This is a genomic window from Pseudomonas sp. D1-1, assembly GCF_051132225.1.
In the GTDB taxonomy this organism is placed as follows: Bacteria; Pseudomonadota; Gammaproteobacteria; order Pseudomonadales; family Pseudomonadaceae; genus Aquipseudomonas.
In genome coordinates this window covers 4,107,775-4,128,678 of record NZ_CP071676.1, presented here as the reverse complement: position 1 = coordinate 4,128,678, position 20,904 = coordinate 4,107,775, and the positions used below count along the sequence as shown (strand labels likewise).

The following is a 20,904-nucleotide window of genomic DNA, read 5'->3' as shown; positions in this document are numbered from 1 at the left end:
CTCCATTGTGGGAGCGAGCTTGCTCGCGATAGGGCCGGCAAAGTCAGAAAAAATCCAAATCCAGCCACAAAATCTGCGTTTCAGCGCCTCTGAGCCCCTCTCGTCCCGTTCCAGCCTGTCATCGGTCAACTAACTACGCACCATGCGCATCAGGGGGATAGGTGCGTGGCGGCTCTTGTGATAACATCCGGCGGTTTCCAAGGCTGCCTCGCGAGGTGGCCTTTACTGCGCAGATCCATGGCATAACTCGTTGATTTGTCGTAAGTCGCTGCACGGCACTTGTCCTGCAGCGGCGAGCTTCGTTCATCCCATCTGGATGTAGCGAGGTTTCACCAGAAAAAGGAATCAGGCTTCTCATGGGCGAACTGGCCAAAGAAATCCTCCCGGTCAATATCGAAGACGAGCTGAAACAGTCCTACCTCGACTACGCGATGAGCGTGATCGTCGGGCGGGCGCTGCCGGATGCGCGCGATGGCTTGAAGCCCGTGCACCGGCGCGTGCTGTTCGCGATGAGCGAACTGGGCAACGACTTCAACAAGCCGTACAAGAAATCCGCCCGTGTCGTCGGCGACGTGATCGGTAAGTATCACCCCCACGGCGACACTGCCGTGTACGACACCATCGTTCGGATGGCCCAGCCATTCTCCCTGCGCTACCTGCTGGTGGACGGCCAGGGCAACTTCGGTTCGGTGGACGGCGACAACGCCGCGGCCATGCGATACACCGAAGTGCGCATGACCAAGCTGGCCCACGAGCTGCTGGCCGACCTGCACAAGGAAACCGTGGACTGGGTGCCGAACTACGACGGCACCGAGATGATCCCGGCGGTCATGCCGACGCGTATCCCGAACCTGCTCGTCAACGGCTCCAGCGGTATCGCCGTGGGCATGGCGACCAACATCCCGCCGCACAACCTCGGTGAAGTCATCGACGGTTGCCTGGCCCTCATCGACAACCCCGAGCTGTCCGTCGATGAACTGATGCAATACATCCCCGGTCCGGACTTCCCGACGGCGGCGATCATCAACGGTCGCGCCGGCATCATCGAGGCCTATCGCACCGGTCGCGGCCGCATCTACATGCGCGCCCGCTCGACCGTCGAGGACATCGACAAGGTCGGTGGCCGCCAGCAGATCGTCATCACCGAGCTGCCGTACCAGCTGAACAAGGCCCGCCTGATCGAAAAGATCGCCGAGCTGGTGAAAGAAAAGAAACTCGAAGGCATCACCGAGCTGCGTGACGAGTCCGACAAGGACGGCATGCGCGTCGTGATCGAGCTGCGCCGTGGCGAAGTGCCGGAGGTGATCCTCAACAACCTCTACGCCCAGACCCAGCTGCAAAGCGTGTTCGGCATCAACATTGTCGCGCTGATCGACGGCCGTCCGCGGATCCTGAACCTCAAGGACCTGCTGGAAGCCTTCGTGCGTCACCGTCGCGAAGTGGTCACCCGGCGGACCGTATTCGAACTGCGTAAAGCTCGCGAACGCGGCCACATCCTTGAAGGCCAGGCCGTTGCCCTGTCGAACATCGACCCGGTCATCGCCCTGATCAAAGCCTCGCCAACCCCGTCGGAAGCCAAGGAAGCGCTGATCAGCACCCCTTGGGAATCCTCCGCGGTGGTGGCGATGGTCGAGCGCGCCGGCGCCGACTCGTGCCGTCCGGAAAACCTCGACCCGCAATACGGCCTGCGCGAAGGCAAGTACTTCCTGTCCCCGGAACAGGCGCAAGCCATCCTGGAACTGCGCCTGCACCGCCTGACCGGTCTGGAGCACGAGAAGCTGCTGGCCGAGTACCAGGAGATCCTCAACCAGATCGGCGAGCTGATCCGCATCCTCAACAGCGCCACGCGCCTGATGGAAGTGATCCGCGAAGAACTGGAAGTGATCCGCGCCGAGTACGGCGACGTGCGCCGCACCGAGATCCTCGATGCGCGCCTCGACCTGACCCTGGGCGACATGATTCCGGAAGAAGAGCGCGTGGTGACGATTTCCCACGGCGGCTACGCCAAGACCCAGCCGCTGGCCGCCTACCAGGCCCAGCGTCGCGGCGGCAAGGGCAAGTCGGCGACCGGCGTCAAGGACGAGGACTACATCGCTCACCTGCTGGTCGCCAACAGCCATACCACGCTGCTGCTGTTCTCCAGCAAGGGCAAGGTGTACTGGCTCAAGACCTACGAAATCCCTGAGGCGTCCCGTGCGGCTCGCGGTCGTCCGCTGGTGAACCTGCTGCCGCTGGACAGTGACGAATACATCACCACCATGCTGCCGGTGGAGGAATACACAGAAGGTCACTTTATCTTCATGGCGACCGCCAAGGGCACCGTGAAGAAGACCCCGCTGGAATCCTTCAGCCGTCAGCGCAGCGTCGGCCTGATCGCCCTGGAGCTGGACGAAGGCGACGTGCTGATTTCCGCTGCCATCACCGACGGTGCGCGTGAAGTCATGCTGTTCTCCGACGGCGGCAAGGTCACGCGCTTCAAGGAATCCGACGTCCGCGCCATGGGCCGTACCGCCCGTGGTGTTCGCGGCATGCGCCTGCCGGAAGGGCAGAAGCTGATTTCCATGCTGATTCCGGAAGAAGGCAGCCAGATCCTCACCGCTTCCGCGCGGGGCTACGGCAAGCGTACCGCCATCAGCGAGTTCCCCGAGTACAAGCGTGGCGGCCAGGGCGTGATCGCGATGGTCAGCAACGAGCGTAACGGCCGTCTGGTCGGCGCTGTCCAGGTGCTCGATGGCGAAGAGATCATGCTGATCTCCGACCAGGGCACCCTGGTGCGCACGCGCGTCGCCGAAGTGTCGAGCCTGGGTCGTAACACTCAGGGCGTGACGCTGATCAAACTCGCCAGCGACGAAACGCTGGTCGGGCTTGAACGGGTCCAGGAGCCGTCGGAAGTCGAAGGCGAGGAGCTGGAAGGCGAGGAAGGCGTGGCGTTCGACGGCACCCTCGGTGCCGATGTCGATGACGCCGTCGGCGATCAACAGCTCGATGCCGCCGCAGACGAAGAAGAACCGCAGGACTAAGCGGACACACAGGGGGCGGATGAAGATTCGCCCCCTTGTTGTTTGTTCCGTTTGAAAATTTGCGACACTGCACATTCCCTATGGGACTGCCCCTCTCTTGAGGCTTGTTTGATTTATCGTGGCGAGGGAGCTTGCTCCCGCTTGAGTGCGAAGCGCTCACAACAAAGAGGGGCCGCTGCGCAGCCCAGCGGGAGCAAGCTCCCTCGCCACGAATTCATCCATGCCTTGAGTGAGCGGTAGCCCTGTGGGATCGGTGCAAATCAGAAGATTTAAGTGACCACCAGATCAGAGCGAGATTGGATGTGAGCAAGAGAGCCTATAACTTCTGTGCCGGCCCGGCGGCGCTTCCTGAAGCGGTCCTGAAGCGCGCCCAGGGTGAACTTCTCGACTGGCATGGCAAGGGCCTGTCCGTCATGGAAATGAGCCATCGCAGCGATGAGTTCGTGTCCATCGCGACCAAGGCCGAGCAGGACCTGCGCGATCTGCTGAACATCCCGTCCAACTACAAAGTGCTGTTCCTGCAGGGCGGCGCCAGCCAGCAGTTCGCGCAGATTCCGTTGAACCTGTTGCCGGAAAGTGGCAAGGCCGACTACATCGACACCGGTATCTGGTCGCAGAAAGCCATCGAAGAAGCGTCGCGCTACGGCCACGTCAACGTTGCCGCCACCGCCAAGCCTTACGACTATTTCGCGATCCCCGGCCAGAACGAGTGGAACCTGTCCAAGGACGCGGCCTACGTGCACTACGCGCCGAACGAAACCATCGGTGGCCTGGAATTCAACTGGATCCCGGAAACCGGTGACGTGCCGCTGGTGGCCGACATGTCCTCGGACATCCTCTCGCGTCCTGTGGATATCTCCCGTTTCGGCATGATCTACGCCGGCGCCCAGAAAAACATCGGCCCGAGCGGCATCCTGGTCGCGATCATCCGCGAAGACCTGCTCGGTCGCGCCCGTTCCCTGTGCCCGACCATGCTCAACTACAAGGTCGCGGCCGACAACGGCTCGATGTACAACACCCCGCCGACCCTGGCCTGGTACCTGTCGGGCCTGGTATTCGAGTGGCTGAAAGAGCAGGGCGGTGTCGAAGCCATCGGCAAGCTCAACGAAGTGAAGCAGCGCACGCTGTATGACTTCATCGACGCCAGCGGCCTCTACAGCAACCCGATCAACAAGTCCGACCGCTCTTGGATGAACGTGCCGTTCCGCCTGGCGGACGACCGTCTCGACAAGCCGTTCCTGGCCGGCGCCGACGAGCGCGGCCTGCTGAACCTCAAGGGCCACCGCTCGGTCGGCGGCATGCGCGCCTCCATCTACAACGCCGTAGACATCAACGCCGTCAATGCGCTGGTCGCCTACATGACAGAGTTCGAGAAGGAACACGGCTGATGTCTGAGCAAGAACTCAAGGCGCTGCGCCTGCGCATCGACGCCCTGGACGAAAAAGTCCTGGAACTGATCAGCGAGCGTGCACGCTGCGCCCAAGAAGTCGCCCGGGTGAAGATGGCTTCCCTGGCTGAAGGCGAAGTGCCGGTGTTCTATCGGCCGGAGCGCGAAGCCCAGGTGCTCAAGCGCGTCATGGAGCGCAACAAGGGCCCGCTGGGCAACGAAGAGATGGCGCGGCTGTTTCGCGAAATCATGTCCTCCTGCCTGGCCCTTGAACAGCCGCTGAAAGTCGCGTACCTGGGGCCGGAAGGAACCTTCACCCAGGCTGCCGCCATGAAGCATTTCGGTCATGCGGTGATCAGCAAGCCGATGGCGGCCATCGACGAAGTCTTCCGCGAAGTGGCCGCTGGCGCGGTGAATTTCGGTGTGGTGCCGGTGGAAAACTCCACCGAAGGCGCGGTCAACCACACGCTGGACAGCTTCCTTGAGCATGACATGGTGATCTGTGGCGAAGTCGAGCTGCGGATCCACCACCACCTGCTGGTGGGCGAGAGCACCAAGACCGACAGCATCAGCCGCATCTATTCCCACGCCCAGTCCCTGGCCCAGTGCCGCAAATGGCTGGACGCGCATTATCCGAATGTCGAGCGCGTGGCAGTGTCGAGCAACGCCGAGGCGGCCAAGCGGGTCAAGGGCGAGTGGAACTCGGCGGCCATCGCCGGGGATATGGCGGCAGGCCTCTACGGCTTGACGCGCCTGGCCGAGAAAATCGAGGACCGTCCGGACAACTCCACCCGGTTCCTGATGATCGGCAGCCAGGAGGTCCCACCGACCGGTGACGACAAGACCTCGATCATCGTTTCCATGAGCAACAAGCCGGGCGCGCTGCACGAATTGCTGGTGCCGTTCCACGACAATGGGATCGACCTGACGCGGATCGAGACCCGTCCGTCGCGCAGCGGTAAATGGACCTACGTGTTCTTCATCGATTTTGTCGGCCACCACCGCGATCCGCTGGTCAAAGGTGTGCTGGAGAAAATCAGTCAGGAAGCAGTGGCACTCAAAGTGCTGGGTTCCTACCCCAAGGCAGTTCTTTAAGGGCGGATAGCAATGAGTGGCAACTTCCTCGCACTGGCGCAGCCAGGCGTGCAACAACTTTCGCCTTACGTTCCAGGCAAGCCTGTGGACGAACTGGCTCGCGAGCTGGATCTGGATCCGGCCAGCATCGTCAAGTTGGCGAGCAACGAAAACCCGCTGGGCGCGAGCCCTAAGGCATTGGCGGCGATCCGCGACGAGCTGGCCGAGCTGACCCGCTACCCCGACGGTAATGGCTTTGCCTTGAAAAGCCTGCTGGCCGAGCGCTGCGGCGTCGAGCTGAGCCAGGTGACCCTGGGTAACGGCTCCAACGACATTCTCGAGCTGGTCGCTCGTGCCTATCTGGCGCCGGGCCTCAACGCTGTGTTCAGCGAGCATGCGTTTGCGGTCTATCCGATTGCCACCCAAGCCGTTGGTGCCGATGCCCATGTGGTTGCGGCCAAGGATTGGGGACACGATCTGCCGGCCATGCTGGCCGCCATCGACGCCAATACCCGCGTGGTCTTCATCGCCAACCCGAACAATCCGACCGGCACCTGGTTCGATGCCCAGGCCCTAGACGACTTCCTGCAGGACGTGCCCGAGCACGTGCTGGTGGTGCTGGACGAGGCCTACATCGAGTACGCCGAGGGCAGCGACCTGCCCGACGGCCTGGATTTCCTCGCCGCGTACCCGAACCTGCTGGTGTCGCGCACGTTCTCCAAGGCCTATGGCCTGGCGTCGCTGCGGGTCGGTTACGGCCTCTCCACCGCAGTGGTGGCCGATGTGCTGAACCGCGTGCGCCAACCGTTCAACGTCAACAGCTTCGCCCTGGCCGCCGCCTGCGCCGCCTTGCAGGACGAGGCCTACCTGGCCGAGAGCCGCCGCTTGAACGAGGCCGGTATGCAGCAGTTGGAAGCCGGCTTCCGTGAGCTGGGGCTGAGCTGGATTCCTTCCAAGGGCAATTTCATCTGTGTCGACGTCGGCTGCGTCGCGGCGCCGGTGTTCCAGGGCTTGCTGCGCGAAGGCGTGATCGTCCGTCCGGTGGCCAATTACGGCATGCCGAATCACCTGCGGGTCACCGTCGGCCTGCCGGCGGAAAACAGCCGTTTCCTGGAGGCGCTGAGCAAGGTCCTGGCTCGTGGTTGATGTCACCTCGCTGCAACCTGCGACACCTATGATCGGTCGCCTGGTGGTGGTCGGCCTAGGGTTGATCGGCGGTTCATTCGCCAAGGGCCTGCGTGAAAGCGGGCTGTGCCGGGAAGTCGTGGGGGTCGACCTCGATCCGCAATCGCGCAGGCTCGCCGTCGAGCTGGGCGTGGTGGATCGCTGCGAGGATGACCTGCTGGTCGCCTGCCAAGGGGCTGACGTGATCCAGCTGGCGGTGCCGATCCTGGCCATGGAGAAACTGCTGGCCCGGTTGGCCGGCATGGACCTCGGGCAAGCGATTCTCACCGATGTCGGCAGCGCCAAGGGCAATGTCATACGGGCGGCGACCGAGGCGTTCGGCGGCATGCCGGCGCGCTTCGTGCCCGGTCATCCGATTGCCGGCTCCGAGCAGAGCGGGGTAGAGGCTTCCAACGCCGAGCTGTTCCGTCGTCATAAGGTCATTTTGACGCCGCTGGACCAGACCGATCCCGAGGCATTGTCGGTGGTGGATCGTCTGTGGCGCGAGCTGGGGGCCGATGTCGAGCACATGCAGGTCGAGCGACACGACGAAGTATTGGCCGCCACCAGCCATTTGCCGCACCTGTTGGCGTTCGGTCTGGTGGATTCATTGGCCAAACGCAATGAAAATCTTGAGATCTTCCGTTACGCTGCCGGCGGTTTCCGCGATTTCACGAGAATCGCGGGTAGCGACCCGGTCATGTGGCACGACATCTTCCTCGCCAACCGCGAAGCTGTCCTGCGCACACTCGATACATTTCGCAGCGACCTCGACGCCTTGCGCGACGCGGTCGATGCAGGGGACGGGCACCAATTGCTGGGCGTTTTCACACGCGCCAGGGTGGCCCGCGAGCATTTCAGTAAAATCCTGGCCCGTCGGGCCTATGTGGACGCTATGAACTCCAACGATCTGATTTTCCTGGCACAACCTGGTGGCTCCTTGAGTGGGCGGATTCGTGTACCGGGCGATAAATCGATTTCCCACCGCTCGATCATGCTCGGCTCCCTGGCTGAAGGCGTGACCGAGGTGGAAGGTTTCCTCGAGGGCGAAGACGCCCTGGCAACGCTGCAAGCGTTCCGCGACATGGGCGTGGTCATCGAGGGGCCGCACCACGGCCGCGTGACTATCCATGGTGTTGGCCTGCACGGTCTGAAGCCCGCTCCGGGCCCGATCTACCTGGGCAACTCCGGCACGTCGATGCGCCTGTTGTCCGGCCTGCTGGCTGCCCAGGATTTCGACAGCACCCTGACCGGTGATGCCTCGCTGTCCAAGCGTCCGATGAACCGCGTCGCCAACCCGCTGCGGGAAATGGGCGCAGTGATCGAGACCGCGGCCGACGGTCGCCCGCCGATGACCATTCGCGGCGGCAACAAGCTCAAGGGCCTGACCTACACCATGCCGATGGCCAGCGCCCAGGTTAAATCCTGCCTGCTGCTCGCCGGCCTTTATGCCGAAGGCAAGACCACCGTCACCGAGCCGGCACCGACCCGCGACCACACCGAGCGCATGCTGCGTGGCTTCGGTTATCCGGTCAGCGTTGACGGCGCCACCGCTTCTGTCGAATCGGGCAGCAAGCTGACCGCGACCCATATCGAAGTGCCGGGCGATATTTCCTCGTCGGCGTTCTTCCTCGTGGCCGCGTCGATCGCCGAAGGCTCCGACCTGGTACTCGAACACGTCGGGATCAACCCGACCCGTACCGGCGTGATCGACATCCTGCGCCTGATGGGCGCCGACATCACCCTGGAAAACCAGCGTGAAGTGGGCGGCGAGCCCGTTGCAGACTTACACGTAAGAGCGGCTAAACTCAAAGGCATCGAAATTCCCGAGGCGCTGGTTCCCCTGGCGATCGACGAGTTCCCGGTGCTGTTCGTGGCGGCGGCGTGCGCAGAAGGCCGCACAGTGCTGACCGGCGCTGAAGAGCTGCGGGTCAAGGAGTCGGATCGCATTCAGGTGATGGCCGACGGCCTGCTGGCCCTTGGCGTCAAATGCGAACCGACGCCGGACGGCATCGTCATTGATGGTGGCCAGATTGGCGGTGGCGAAGTCCATGGCCATGGCGACCATCGCATCGCCATGGCATTCAGTGTTGCGTCCCTGCGCGCCAGCGCGCCGATCCGCATCCATGACTGCGCCAACGTCGCCACGTCTTTCCCGAACTTCCTGGCGTTGTGCGCGCAGGTCGGTATTCGAGTAGCACAAGAGGCACAGTCGTGAACATCAAGGCACCGGTCATCACCATTGATGGCCCAAGCGGCTCGGGCAAGGGCACCATCGCCGGCATGCTGGCCAAGCAATTGGGCTGGAATCTGCTCGATTCCGGCGCCCTCTATCGCTTGCTGGCCTTCGCCGCCAAGAACCATGGCGTCGACCTGACCAACGAGGAACTGCTCAAGGCCCTGGCAGCCCATCTGGACGTGCAGTTCATCGCCGCCACCGATGGCCAGTTGCAGCGCATCATCCTGGAAGGTGACGAAGTCAGTGACGTCATCCGTACCGAAAGCGTTGGTGCCGGGGCCTCCCAGGTCGCCGCGCTGCCGGCGGTGCGCGAAGCGCTGCTGCAGCGTCAACGGGCGTTCCAGGAGCCGCCAGGACTGGTGGCCGATGGCCGCGACATGGGCACAGTGGTATTTCCGGATGCGCCGCTGAAGATATTCCTCACCGCCAGCGCGGAGGAGCGGGCTCGCCGCCGATATTTGCAGTTGAAGGGCAAAGGCGAGGATGTTAGTCTGTCGAGTCTGCTAGATGAGATCCGTGCACGCGACGAGCGTGATACCCAGCGCGCAGTAGCCCCGCTAAAGCCGGCGGCCGATGCGATTCAGCTGGATTCCACGGAGTTGTCCATTGATCAGGTGTTGCAACGCATCATGAGCGAGATCGCGCTTCGCGATATCGCCGGGTGACAGGAAGCTCCGCAGGGGACCAGTCATAGTCCTGCGGCGCTTCTTTTATATGAAACTAACCCACATCGTCTGGGGTGTGGAGATGGGCGTTTACTTCGCCCTAATCAACAGGAATTAAAATGAGCGAAAGCTTTGCGGAACTCTTTGAAGAAAGCTTGAAAACCCTGAACCTTCAGGCAGGCTCCATCATCACCGGCGTTATCGTTGATATCGATTACCAGGCTCGCTGGGTAACCGTTCACGCTGGTCTGAAGTCTGAAGCGCTGATCCCGCTTGAGCAGTTCTACAACGACGCTGGCGAACTGAACATCAACGTCGGTGACGAAGTTCACGTTGCGCTGGACTCGGTTGAAGATGGCTTTGGTGAAACCAAGCTGTCCCGTGAAAAAGCCAAGCGTGCTGAATGCTGGATCGTTCTGGAAGCGGCCTTCGCAGCTGAGGAAGTGGTCAAGGGCGTTATCAACGGTAAGGTTAAAGGCGGCTTCACTGTCGACGTTAACGGCATCCGTGCGTTCCTGCCAGGTTCCCTGGTTGACGTCCGTCCAGTGCGCGACACCACGCACCTGGAAGGCAAAGAGCTGGAATTCAAGGTCATCAAGCTGGACCAGAAGCGCAACAACGTTGTCGTTTCCCGTCGCAGTGTCCTGGAAGCCGAGAACTCCGCCGAGCGTGAAGCTCTGCTGGAATCGCTGCAGGAAGGCCAGCAGGTCAAGGGTATCGTCAAGAACCTCACCGATTACGGCGCATTCGTCGATCTGGGTGGCGTCGATGGCCTGCTGCACATCACCGACATGGCCTGGAAGCGTATCAAGCATCCTTCGGAAATCGTCAACGTTGGCGACGAGATCGATGTCAAGGTTCTGAAGTACGATCGCGAGCGCAATCGTGTTTCCCTGGGCCTCAAGCAACTGGGTGAAGATCCATGGGTCGCTATCAAAGCCCGTTACCCAGAAGGCACTCGCGTTACCGCTCGTGTTACCAACCTCACCGACTACGGCTGCTTCGCTGAGCTGGAAGAAGGCGTTGAAGGCCTGGTACACGTTTCCGAAATGGACTGGACCAACAAGAACATCCACCCTTCGAAAGTCGTACAAGTCGGCGACGAAGTGGAAGTCATGGTTCTGGACATCGACGAAGAGCGTCGTCGTATCTCCCTCGGCATCAAGCAGTGCAAGTCCAACCCATGGGAAGACTTCTCTGGCCAGTTCAACAAGGGCGATAAAATCTCCGGCACCATCAAGTCGATCACCGATTTCGGTATCTTCATTGGTCTGGACGGCGGCATCGACGGCCTGGTTCACCTGTCCGACATCTCCTGGAACGAAGTGGGCGAAGAAGCCGTACGCCGCTTCAAGAAGGGCGACGAGCTGGACACCGTTATCCTGTCGGTTGACCCAGAGCGCGAGCGCATCTCCCTGGGTATCAAGCAACTGGAAAGCGATCCGTTCTCCGAGTACGTTCAAGAGAACGACAAAGGCGCAATCGTTAAGGGCATCGTGAAAGAAGTTGACGCCAAAGGCGCCATCATCACCCTGGCCGACGATATCGAAGCGACTCTGAAAGCCTCCGAAATCAGCCGTGACCGCGTTGAAGACGCGCGTAACGTTCTGAAAGAAGGCGAAGAAGTAGAAGCCAAGATCATCAGCGTTGACCGCAAGAGCCGCGTAATCCAGCTCTCCATCAAGTCGAAAGACGATGCTGAAGAGAAAGAAGCAATCCAGAGCCTGCGCGAGAAGCCAGCTACTGATGCTCCTGGTCCTACCACTCTGGGCGACCTGCTGCGTGCACAGATGGAAAAGCAGAACTGAGTTCTGTCAGACCATAAAAAAGGGCGACTTCGGTCGCCCTTTTTTGTGGGTGAATTTTGGGCGCAAGCAACGGTGCTATTGTCCGGCCGGCTGCGAAACCAACTTGGCAGCTAAATTGTCTCTTCCTTAGGCGGATCGGCTAGCTCTTCCACTCTTGGCTTACTACTGGAGAGTGATAAGTGCTCGATGTAAGGGATATTAATGAATAGATTCTTGATCATGGTGACGATGCTGGCATTGGCTGCGTGCACCACAGCTGCCAAGCCTCATGCGGTGCGCGGCGTCAGTGGTATTCAAGTCGACTGTTCGGGCCTAGGGGCGGGGTGGGGGAAATGCCACGAGCGGGCAGTAAAGGAATGCAAAGGGGCGGGATACAAGGTCATCACCCGGTCCGATGATGCAAAAGATGAAGATCAGTATCCTTTCGGTTTTAATCCAGCAGGGTACCTGACCCGTACGATGTTGATCATGTGCCGATAAGCGCGAGTAGATCTTCCTGGTGTATCTTCGTTCTGGCCTGGAGCAGCAATAGCGTCAATGGATGCCGCCAATGCGACGGCATCCAAAAGGTTGTCAATCCGCTACGTTGTAGAAGTTCTTGTACCAGCTCACGAATTTATTAATGCCGCTTTCTATTGACGTGCTGGGGGCATAACCGGTATCGATCTTTAGCTGTTCAACGTCGGCATAAGTATGTTCAACATCCCCTGGCTGCAATGGCAGCAGTTCCTTCTGCGCGCTTCGCCCCAATGCATTTTCAATATGGCCGATATAGGTGAGCAGTTCTACCGGCTGGCTATTTCCGATGTTATAGATTTTCCACGGCGCACGACTGGATGCAGGATCTGGCGCCAGCCCTGACCAGTCGGTATTTGGCGTTGCCGTATGGTCGAGAGCCTGCAGCACGCCTTCGACAATATCGTCGATATAAGTAAAGTCGCGACGATGTTTCCCATAATTGAAGATTTTTAGCGGTTTACCTTGCAATATCGCCCTGACAAACAGGAACGGCGACATGTCAGGCCGCCCCCAAGGCCCGTACACCGTGAAGAAGCGCAACCCGGTAGTTGGCAAGCCATAAAGATGGCTATAGGAGTGAGCCATCAGTTCATTGGCTTTTTTAGTCGCTGCGTAAAGGGATACTGGGTGGTCGACATTGTCGTGCACCGAGAAGGGCATGCTCTCATTTGCTCCATAGACGGAGCTGGAGGAGGCATACACCAAATGCTGTATTTTCCCCTGACGACAGCCCTCCAGGATGTTCAAGAAACCGACAAGATTGCTGTCCGCATAGGCAAGAGGGTTTTCCAGTGAGTAACGGACTCCTGCTTGTGCCGCAAGGTGGACAACTTTGTCGAAACCTTCATTGGCAAAAAGAGCCGCCATTGTATTACGGTCGCCAATGTCCATCCGTATGAAGCGAAAGTTAGAATGAGGAGTCAGCAGCGCGAGCCGGGCTTCCTTGAGGGAAACCTCGTAATAATCATTCAGGTTATCGATGCCGATAACCTCGTCACCGCGGGCAAGCAGCGCCTGGCTCACATGAAAGCCGATAAAGCCAGCTGCCCCCGTCACTAAAACCTTCACAGGCGCGTTCCTTCCGGTTGTGGGGCATCACCACGGCCGATTGCGTAATACATCATCCCGGCTTCCTTGGCGGCAACCGGATCAAACAGGTTGCGCCCATCGATTAGCACTGGAAAATTAAGGCGGGTCTTGAGCCATTGGAAATCCACAGTACGGAACTGCTTCCATTCTGTACAAATGACCAGCGCATCGGCGCCTTCCAGGGCCTGCTCGCGATTATCCACCAGTTTCAGATCGCTACGTGATCCGTAGATCCGAGATGTTTCGTTCATTGCGGCCGGGTCGAATGCTTGGACTTTTCCCCCCGCTGCCCAGATCGCTTCCAATAAATTGCGGCTCGGAGCGGCGCGCATATCGTCAGTATTGGGTTTGAAGGAAAGCCCCCAGACTGCGATGGTCTTGTTGGTCAGCTCATGGTCGAAGGCGTGGGATAGCTTGCTGAACAGCACATTTTTTTGACGATTGTTTACCGACTCCACAGCGTTGAGCAGCTCGGCTTCATAACCGATTTCTTGCGCGGTGCGAGCCAGCGCCTGGACGTCTTTGGGGAAGCAGGAGCCGCCGTAGCCACAGCCCGGATAGATAAACTGAAAGCCGATTCGCGGATCTGAGCCGATACCCAGCCTGACGTGCTCGATGTCCGCCCCGAGGCGTTCTGCCATCTGAGCAATTTCGTTCATGAAGCTGATTTTCGTCGCGAGCATTGCATTGGCTGCGTATTTAGTGAGCTCGGCGGAGCGCACGTCCATAAAAATCAACTTGTCGCGATTGCGGCTGTAAGGGGCATAGCATTCACGCATGACTGTTCTGACCATTTCCGAGTCGGTCCCGACAATGATGCGTGCTGCCTTGGAAAAGTCCTCAATGGCTGAACCTTCCTTCAGGAACTCCGGATTTGAGCATACTGAGAAGTCCAACTCGACTTGCCTGGCTCTAAGCGTTTCCTTGATCGCATCGGTTACCTTATCGGCCGTTCCCACGGGAACGGTCGATTTGTTGACGATGATTTTTGGGTCACTCATATGCTGGCCAATGGTGCGGGCGACGGCCAGTACATGTTGGAGATCTGCGGAGCCGTCTTCGTTGGGGGGCGTCCCCACGGCTATTATCTGCAATTCTGCGAAGTCGACGCCTTCGTGCGGGGCGGTCGTGAAGTGCAATCGGCCCTGCAACTGATTCTGTTCGATCAGCGCATCCAACCCAGGCTCGTAGATGGGGATGATCCCGCGCTTGAGGCCTTCGATCTTTCCGGCGTCGATATCGACGCACATGACTTCATGGCCGGCATCGGCAAGGCATGCGCCAGTAACGAGACCTACGTAGCCCGTGCCGAAAATTGTAACTCTCATAATTATGATCCTGATAAATACGGGAGGTCTGTCGAGGCCTCTTAAAGAGTTTTGTTGGACGCCAAGGTGAACTTGATGCGGTTCACGATCTTCCTGACAACCAGGCGCATGCCTCCTTCAGCGTAGACGGTAGAAGCCCTTACCCATAGGGATTCAAGCTGGAGGAAGCGGGTGATGATAAACGACCTCAGCCTGTTGACTCGCAACGCTTTGATTTTGGTGCGCCTCATGTGTCGCTGCACATGTGTGAAATGGTCGGACCAGATCGTAGCTACTCGTTCAACGCTGTGCTTCTCGAATACGTCTTGATATGCATTGGCTGCGATGCTCTCTCGTAGCGGCTGGTCGGAGATCAGTCGACTGATGGCTGAGAACCACGCCTGCGTGGTGTGCTCGGCCAGGACGCCGGTTTCGCCGTTGGTGACGGAGCGTTGATACGGTGGCATATCGGAATAGATCCCAGCTATGCCGCACGCTGAATACTCCCGATACTTGTTATTGGTTTTGCAGCGATTCGAGTAGTTGTCGATAAGCGGCGCCAGACCGATTGCCCATTGACGGCCCTGCTTGAAATGGACGAAGTCCTCGTAATCTGCATTGTGCGGAAAGCTGCGGATGCGGCTATCAGGTTCTATGCCTGACGGCATCGCGCCGATAAACTCGAAAACGACGTGCGGATAGGTATCCAGGATGGGTTGAATGACCGGTTTGATGATATTCAGATCATCAACTCTGGATGGGCTCCCGGCAAATCCGATGCGCAGCTCGTCGTGGGAAATGTCCTGCACGGGTTTTAACAGGGAAAAATCGAAGAACGAAGGCAACACTTCTATTTTGCTGTTGAATTGGCAGAGAAACTCCGCCAATAAATCCGAGTTGGTCAGTACCCGGTAAGCCCCGCAGACGGCTGCTTCCAGAGTGTGACGAATTAGCGGATGCTGGTAATACAGGGCAATGGGAGAATTGCCTTCGATTTTCCAGAAATTATCATCCAGGTAATATATATAGGGATGATTGGCCCTGTGCAGCTTGTCAATCCAGAGACGCAGCGACGGGTCGCCGCTGCGGACGAATAACGGAATGGTGCTCTTCCGTATATCCGACGTCTTCAGAGCGGAAAGAAATACCTTGCGGTAAACGATCCGATAAGGTTTGCAGGCGGAGAGCATATGCTCAATCAAATGAGTCGTAGCAATCTCCCCCTCAATGACCAGCAGGATCTCTATATTCGGCGTTATCAAGCTGCGACCTTCCACCATTACTGTAATGCAGCAAAAGGGAAATATTTGTAGCGTTTCCTTATCAGCGAGTACTCGCTGACTTCATAAAGACCCACGGGGACGTCCGAGTCCTTTACGAAGATCCTCAGGTGCCAGTTTTGCTCCAGTGCGGTTGGTACCGGCAGTTCGAAATGTGTTGGTGCATCAGGGTCCACGCTAGCGAGCGGCAGGACGACTTGAGCGACCACCGCTTTATCCTTCGAGACAATTTCAATGCCAACCAGTCCTTGAGTTCCGCGCATCAGCGGACGGATCGCCAGGGTTACGCGGCATAGATCTTCCTGTTTGACTGGAATCAGATACTCGCGATACGGAATATTTCTCAGGTCGTCACTCAGCGCCAACTGTGGGCGGGAAGTGTTGAGGAGGTGTTTTTCCGTAAAGCTCCTGAGGGAGGAAAATGCTGGTGAAATCGAATCCCACAACGAGCCTTTGCTCTTGTACAGAGAGGCCAGTTGCAACGAGCGTGAAGCGCGATACCCGCTCACTTCCGCCTGAAGGTTGTCAATGACCTGCAGCGCCTCATGGCGGGAATGATGAGCGTGTTGCTGTGCGTTGTTCAGCGCCTGTTTCAAATGTTGTACTTCTTGCAGCAATGGAGACGACTGTCCCTGCGAAACCTGCTGCAGGGACAGTAGTTCCTGTTTGAATTTGTCCTGCTCGCCTTTCCAGGATCCCTCCTTGGTGCGATACCAATCAATAATGCCGTTGGCTGTCAAAAGTTCTGCCTTGAGCAGCGCAGCTTTTGCGTCAATTTTTGCGAGAGCTTCCAGCTTGCCGTGCAGTTCCTGGTTCGTCCGTAGCAGAACCAGGATCTCCTGGTTGGCCTCTACGGCATTTGCCTGGGCATGTGTCAGACGTTCCAACAACTCGTTGAGACGGCCAGACATTTGTTCAGCCTCGTCATGAAGACGCCTGTTTTGCTCGTTGAGATCAATGGTTTTCTCATCGAGTAACTGCTGCTGCAGCTCGGATTTCACCAGACGAGTATTGCTGTCCTGCAATTGAGTGCTGAGCAGTTCAGTTTTTTCAAACAGCCCCATGATTTGCAGGCGAAGTTGATGATTTTCCGTCCTGGCTTCATGAAGCAGCCGTTCGGATTGCGCACGGTCTTCCAACAGCTCACTGATTCGTTGCTCGACATTTCGATCAGGAGCATGAAGGGGGGCGGCCTTGCCGGCGAGTTGCGTCTCCAGATCTTCGATGCGCTGACGAAGCGATGTTTCGGTCTGAGTGAACTTCTGAATGATTTCTTCTTGCTCGTGCATCTTGAGGTGCCTGATGTAATGAGGTTCATAGGGGACGAATGCGCTGACGTGATCCGCAAAGCTTGCATCAGGCGAGCATTCATCACCCTTCCAAACAATCAGTTGGTACATGATCTGGTCACATACATTGAATCGTTCGTTACGAAACTTTCTCTTTTGATCGAGGGGTAAATGGCGGTATTCGGGAAAGTAGAAAAATTCAACGTTGATCAGACGGATGTCGAGCCCTGGGTTCGAATTGTCCGACTTTGAAAGACCCCATGGACGCTGTATCGGATCGGCATAGTCAAGTACGTCTACCGGAGTCTCGGGGTGATCCGTCCAGAAACGAGGCGTGTGTTCGTTGAACACCATAAGATGATAGGGGTTGGCGACGTTCAGCTTTTGTTCGTAGTAGGGCGCGATGATACATACTTGCGCGCCATGCTTACAAATCCGATAGATCTCGCGCATCGTGAACATCAAGTCCTTGGTATGTTCCAGGGCATGTGACGAGAACAATACGTCGACCGAGTTATCTTCTAGCGGCAGAACGGTATCGATATCTGCCAGGATATCGACTTCTGGCATGGGGAAACGGTCAATTCCGATGAAACCGTCCTGTTTGCGTTTGCCGCAACCGAGGTCGATTCTTACTGGTTCGTTTTCAGGTTTCATTATCCAGCGCTCTGCTCAATTGACTGATGTGTTTGCGCGTTTCAAAAAGTGTTTCGAGTAGCATGTCCTCGTGCGAGAGCATTGATAGCGTGTGTTCTGCGATCGTTGATGGCTGTGCGCCGGTCTTATGTTTGGAGAACTCGTCAAAGGCCTGATTGTACAAGTCCACCAGTTCGGAACGAACGTATGTAGGTTTGGCGAGAAATTGCATTGATCGCTGGGCCCGGTCAACGATTTCCAAACGCTGATCCGCCGACAGCTGCGCATATTCCGAAATCGCTGCGGCCAACGCTTCAGGGCTGTGATCCCGGGAGATGAAGCCACTGTAGCGATGCTTGATAATCTCAGCTACGCCGCCGACGTTGGTCGACACAACAGGGATGCCCATGGCCATGGCTTGTAGCATGGTTTGCGGCATCGATTCGTCGATGGCTGAAATCAGCAGAAGATCCGCCTTGTCATAAAAAGGTTTCGGGTCATCGATGAAACCGTAAATGGTGAATTTGTCTTTGAAGTCGCTGGCTGCGATCAATGACTTACACTGGCCCAAGTAGGCATCATTGAATACGTCATAGCCAATCAAATCCACCGATACATCCAGGCCCGCCTCATTCAAAAGTATCGCCGCCTGGATCGCGCCAAGCTGGTTTTTTCTTGGCTGGAGCGTACCTGAGACCAGTATTCGCAAGGTGTTCCGACTTTTTGCAACTCGCTCCCGATTTACTCGGAAAGAGTCGAAGTAGTCGCAAGAGACTGGACAGACGATTCGTCTGGCAGGGCTTTTCGACAGACGTGCCCATTTGAGCCCGTGGGTAAGCGAGGAGCAGTGGATCGAATCGGCGAAACGGTCGATAAAGCCTTCCGCCCCTTCATAATACTGGTGGACACTTGCGGTACACGGGATGCCCAAACGCTTGGCCAGCAGACTCATGGTGGGCGACCACGTCGCGAAGTGAAGAAGACCAATCTTCTGGTGGGCCAGGCGACGGGCAAGTTGATCGGCCGCCAACTCATCCTCGCGTTGAAATGGGCGCTGGGGCAGGGGGGGCTCAACGTAGCCTGAAGGCCAGCTCTCTTCAATGAGATTCGCCCTGTCAGTGGCGGCGTCCCAGCGAGATTTGAAAGCGGCGCTGTAGATGGGGTCTTTGGGAACGATCCCTACGACGCGAAAGCCAAGGGATACCAACAGGCTTGCATGTCTGATCAAGTGAAGCGTGGCGCCACCCAGGGCGGCTTCGTGAAATGCATAGGCGATTGTTTTATCGCCGAGCCTGGAGTGCAAGCGAACGGATTCGAACGTCGCCAGGAAGTCGTAGAACTGCGACTCGGTGGTATACCGGGACAGAACCAGTTCACGAGCATTTTCGAGCATTGTCGTTCGCTCTTGCTGGCCCATCTCATAGGCCTTTAGCAGTGCCTCCTCCCAAGCTGCCACGGTATTTTCAACCTTGAGACAACAAGCGTCTGGAATACTGGAGTAAGGGATGGTATCGGTGAAGATGCATATCGCGCCAGCGGCGACTGACTCCAGGAGCTTGACCGGGCTTTTGCTGCGTGCTGCCCGGGTACCGAAGTCCAGTGGGACCAGCGCTACGTCGAAGCTGCTCGTGCTCAGATCCCGAACATAGCTTTCATAGACGTGGGTGAACGGTTTGAAATGGACCGGACAGTCCAGGGGGCCGAATTTTTCCGGGTCCAGGCCCCAGAAATGAAACTCCACCGTCTCTGAATACCGGCGGGCAAAGTTCGCAAGGGCTGGCCAAAGCTCTCTCAGAATGTCTTCGCGCACCGCACCGGACATAACGGCGACTTTCAGGCGTTTAGCGCGATCATATTTCCGCTGCCGGACGAAACGAGCATTGATGTTGGTTTGGAGTCGCACGGTCTTGCTGTTGAGTTGTAGCAAGTCTTCATTGATCGCCTCGCTGTAGCCGATGCAGGTATCCACGTTCTTGATCTGATGAACGATTTCCTGATAAGCCGGTGTTCCAGGTGCAAGAAAACCGTGCTGCGGGCCCACAGCGTGAAAGTGCAGCATATTATCGTCCATCAGATAAGCCGTAGGCGTCTTACCTTTTTGGATGTTGACGAAGTGACTGGCCGCAGCACCAACGGTGCGGTAGAGCACAGCCACGTCGATACCGGTCACGTCGATAGTCAACAGCTCGTTCTCTTTGACGAATGTACTGCTGATTGCGCGTTGTGCCGGTAGCAACGCAAAGTTATTTATTGTGACGTCAATCGACGTGGAATAGTCCGGTTTGGCGGTCAGCAGATGAAGCTTGCGGCCGCGGGCACTTGCCGCCACAGCCATTTCGTCATCGCTGCAATAATCGTTGAATTTCGTCAGGAAGGGGATTGCCTCCATTCGGCGATACTCATCGATCTCCGCATCGGTAAATGCACCGGAGAACTGTGAAAGGTCAACGACGTCATAATTGTCGATCGCGGCAGGCGTCAACAGGTGATCACGGGGGATGGGTAGACTCTTGCGATAACGAGTGAAGAACAATGGAATCTCCTTACCCAAGGAGTCCGCCAGGTTGGCGCGCACGTGGGACGTCACTTCGTCGACCCAAATGATGTCGGCATGCTTGGCGAATCTCAGCCACAAGTCATAGTCTGAGTATCGGCGCATCATTACGTGAGCGTCATACATGCCAGCGACGTCGAACAGCGCTTTGTGATGCATCACCGTGTTGTTGGCGATGTAGTTACCGTTCATCAAGAGACCGTAATTGAAAGGGCCGCCCAGCGTCCTTGAAGTCGTCGTGCCATCAGCGAGGGCAATATCAACACTGGCATTCGCATACACTACTGCCGGTTTGTTGCATTTATCCAGTTGCTCTACACGTACCTGCAAACTGTGTTCAGTCCATTGATCATCGTCGAACTGATAGGCGATGTACTTGCCCTTCGCCCGTAGCGCCGCCTGATTGACCCGAAGAGCCGGCAGACCACTGTTCTTGTGGTAGGAGTGGACGATGATTCGCGGGTCTTTCTTCAGGTACTCTTGCAGCACGAGCGCGGTACCGTCCCGAGAACCATCATCGACGATGATCAGCTCGAAATCGCTGTAGTTTTGAGCCAAGACACTTTCGATGGCTTCCTGCAGCGGGCCATGACCACGAGAATAAGTTGGCAGGATCACGGTGACTTTGGGAGTCGATGGAGCTCTGGGACTGGCGTGGATTTTCAGATCAGTGGAAAAATCGCTAAATTTCATGGCTGTTCCAAAGGCTGCCTAATTGAGGCATAGAGCTGTAAAGAGAGAAGGCGTTCAACCATTGGCGGGATTTCCAGATAAAGCCAAGGTGTGAGCTTGCCAATGTTGACGTGGTGGGCCGTGCCAAAATCGTCATTAGCAGAGAGTTGAAAATGTCCGTGCTTCCCGCAGGGGGACGGT

13 protein-coding genes are annotated in these 20,904 nt (G+C 57.6%); 8 read left to right on the top strand and 5 right to left on the bottom strand.

The annotated features are described in order from the left end of the window. Positions 1-356: 356 nt before the first annotated feature. The 8 genes from gyrA to J3P86_RS18385 all read left to right on the top strand — a co-directional run bounded on the left by gyrA (position 357) and on the right by J3P86_RS18385 (position 11,837). The gene (gene gyrA, locus J3P86_RS18420) at positions 357-3,020 is read left to right on the top strand and encodes a DNA gyrase subunit A (protein ID WP_434629315.1); all 2,664 of its coding nucleotides are present in this window, start codon (positions 357-359) and stop codon (positions 3,018-3,020) included. A 302-nt stretch (positions 3,021-3,322) separates the two neighbouring features. Next, entirely contained in the window at positions 3,323-4,408 is a 1,086-nt protein-coding gene (gene serC / locus J3P86_RS18415) for a 3-phosphoserine/phosphohydroxythreonine transaminase (RefSeq protein WP_434601436.1), read from the top strand. Further along, the gene (pheA, locus tag J3P86_RS18410; protein ID WP_305499689.1) at positions 4,408-5,502 is read left to right on the top strand and encodes a prephenate dehydratase; all 1,095 of its coding nucleotides are present in this window, start codon (positions 4,408-4,410) and stop codon (positions 5,500-5,502) included. The genes serC and pheA overlap by 1 nt, the downstream gene beginning before the upstream one ends. Before the next feature lie 12 nt (positions 5,503-5,514). Next, positions 5,515-6,627 (top strand): histidinol-phosphate transaminase, encoded by a 1,113-nt coding sequence (gene hisC / locus J3P86_RS18405; protein WP_434698594.1) that lies wholly within the window; start codon positions 5,515-5,517, stop codon positions 6,625-6,627. Between the two features lie 28 nt (positions 6,628-6,655). Continuing rightward, a complete protein-coding gene (locus tag J3P86_RS18400) occupies positions 6,656-8,863 on the top strand; it encodes a bifunctional prephenate dehydrogenase/3-phosphoshikimate 1-carboxyvinyltransferase (RefSeq protein WP_434700659.1) in 2,208 nt (735 codons plus the stop codon). Further along, positions 8,860-9,549 (top strand): (d)CMP kinase, encoded by a 690-nt coding sequence (gene cmk, locus J3P86_RS18395; protein ID WP_434572729.1) that lies wholly within the window; start codon positions 8,860-8,862, stop codon positions 9,547-9,549. The genes J3P86_RS18400 and cmk overlap by 4 nt, the downstream gene beginning before the upstream one ends. Positions 9,550-9,668: 119 nt before the next feature. Next, a complete protein-coding gene (gene rpsA / locus J3P86_RS18390) occupies positions 9,669-11,357 on the top strand; it encodes a 30S ribosomal protein S1 (RefSeq protein ID WP_186704721.1) in 1,689 nt (562 codons plus the stop codon). Between the two features lie 201 nt (positions 11,358-11,558). Then, positions 11,559-11,837 (top strand): hypothetical protein, encoded by a 279-nt coding sequence (locus J3P86_RS18385; RefSeq protein WP_434629320.1) that lies wholly within the window; start codon positions 11,559-11,561, stop codon positions 11,835-11,837. A gap of 93 nt (positions 11,838-11,930) precedes the next feature. On the opposite strand, the gene J3P86_RS18380 is transcribed toward J3P86_RS18385, so the two are convergent. The 5 genes from J3P86_RS18380 to J3P86_RS18360 are packed head-to-tail and all read right to left on the bottom strand — an operon-like array spanning position 11,931 to position 20,724. Beyond that, positions 11,931-12,944 (bottom strand): NAD-dependent epimerase, encoded by a 1,014-nt coding sequence (locus tag J3P86_RS18380; RefSeq protein ID WP_434629323.1) that lies wholly within the window; start codon positions 12,942-12,944, stop codon positions 11,931-11,933. Continuing rightward, positions 12,941-14,293, bottom strand: a complete 1,353-nt coding sequence (locus tag J3P86_RS18375) for a UDP-glucose dehydrogenase family protein (protein ID WP_434629325.1) — start codon at positions 14,291-14,293, stop codon at positions 12,941-12,943. The genes J3P86_RS18380 and J3P86_RS18375 overlap by 4 nt, the downstream gene beginning before the upstream one ends. Positions 14,294-14,334: 41 nt before the next feature. Then, on the bottom strand, positions 14,335-15,552 hold the full coding sequence (locus J3P86_RS18370; RefSeq protein WP_434629328.1) for a glycosyltransferase family protein: 1,218 nt from the start codon (positions 15,550-15,552) through the stop codon (positions 14,335-14,337). Beyond that, positions 15,552-17,498 (bottom strand): methyltransferase domain-containing protein, encoded by a 1,947-nt coding sequence (locus J3P86_RS18365; RefSeq protein WP_434698593.1) that lies wholly within the window; start codon positions 17,496-17,498, stop codon positions 15,552-15,554. The genes J3P86_RS18370 and J3P86_RS18365 overlap by 1 nt, the downstream gene beginning before the upstream one ends. Next, complete coding sequence (locus tag J3P86_RS18360; protein WP_434629334.1) at positions 17,488-20,724, bottom strand: glycosyltransferase; 3,237 nt, start codon at positions 20,722-20,724, stop codon at positions 17,488-17,490. The genes J3P86_RS18365 and J3P86_RS18360 overlap by 11 nt, the downstream gene beginning before the upstream one ends. Between the last annotated feature and the right edge of the window lie 180 nt (positions 20,725-20,904).

Bases quoted from the DNA above. Each gene is read 5' to 3' on its own strand.
- gyrA (WP_434629315.1), top strand. From the start codon at position 357: ATGGGCGAACTGGCCAAAGAAATCCTCCCGGTCAATATCGAAGACGAG.
- pheA (WP_305499689.1), top strand. From the start codon at position 4,408: ATGTCTGAGCAAGAACTCAAGGCGCTGCGCCTGCGCATCGACGCCCTG.
- hisC (WP_434698594.1), top strand. From the start codon at position 5,515: ATGAGTGGCAACTTCCTCGCACTGGCGCAGCCAGGCGTGCAACAACTT.
- J3P86_RS18400 (WP_434700659.1), top strand. From the start codon at position 6,656: ATGATCGGTCGCCTGGTGGTGGTCGGCCTAGGGTTGATCGGCGGTTCA.
- rpsA (WP_186704721.1), top strand. From the start codon at position 9,669: ATGAGCGAAAGCTTTGCGGAACTCTTTGAAGAAAGCTTGAAAACCCTG.
- J3P86_RS18385 (WP_434629320.1), top strand. From the start codon at position 11,559: ATGAATAGATTCTTGATCATGGTGACGATGCTGGCATTGGCTGCGTGC.
- J3P86_RS18375 (WP_434629325.1), bottom strand. From the start codon at position 14,293: ATGAGAGTTACAATTTTCGGCACGGGCTACGTAGGTCTCGTTACTGGC.
- J3P86_RS18370 (WP_434629328.1), bottom strand. From the start codon at position 15,552: ATGGTGGAAGGTCGCAGCTTGATAACGCCGAATATAGAGATCCTGCTG.
- J3P86_RS18365 (WP_434698593.1), bottom strand. From the start codon at position 17,498: ATGAAACCTGAAAACGAACCAGTAAGAATCGACCTCGGTTGCGGCAAA.
- J3P86_RS18360 (WP_434629334.1), bottom strand. From the start codon at position 20,724: ATGAAATTTAGCGATTTTTCCACTGATCTGAAAATCCACGCCAGTCCC.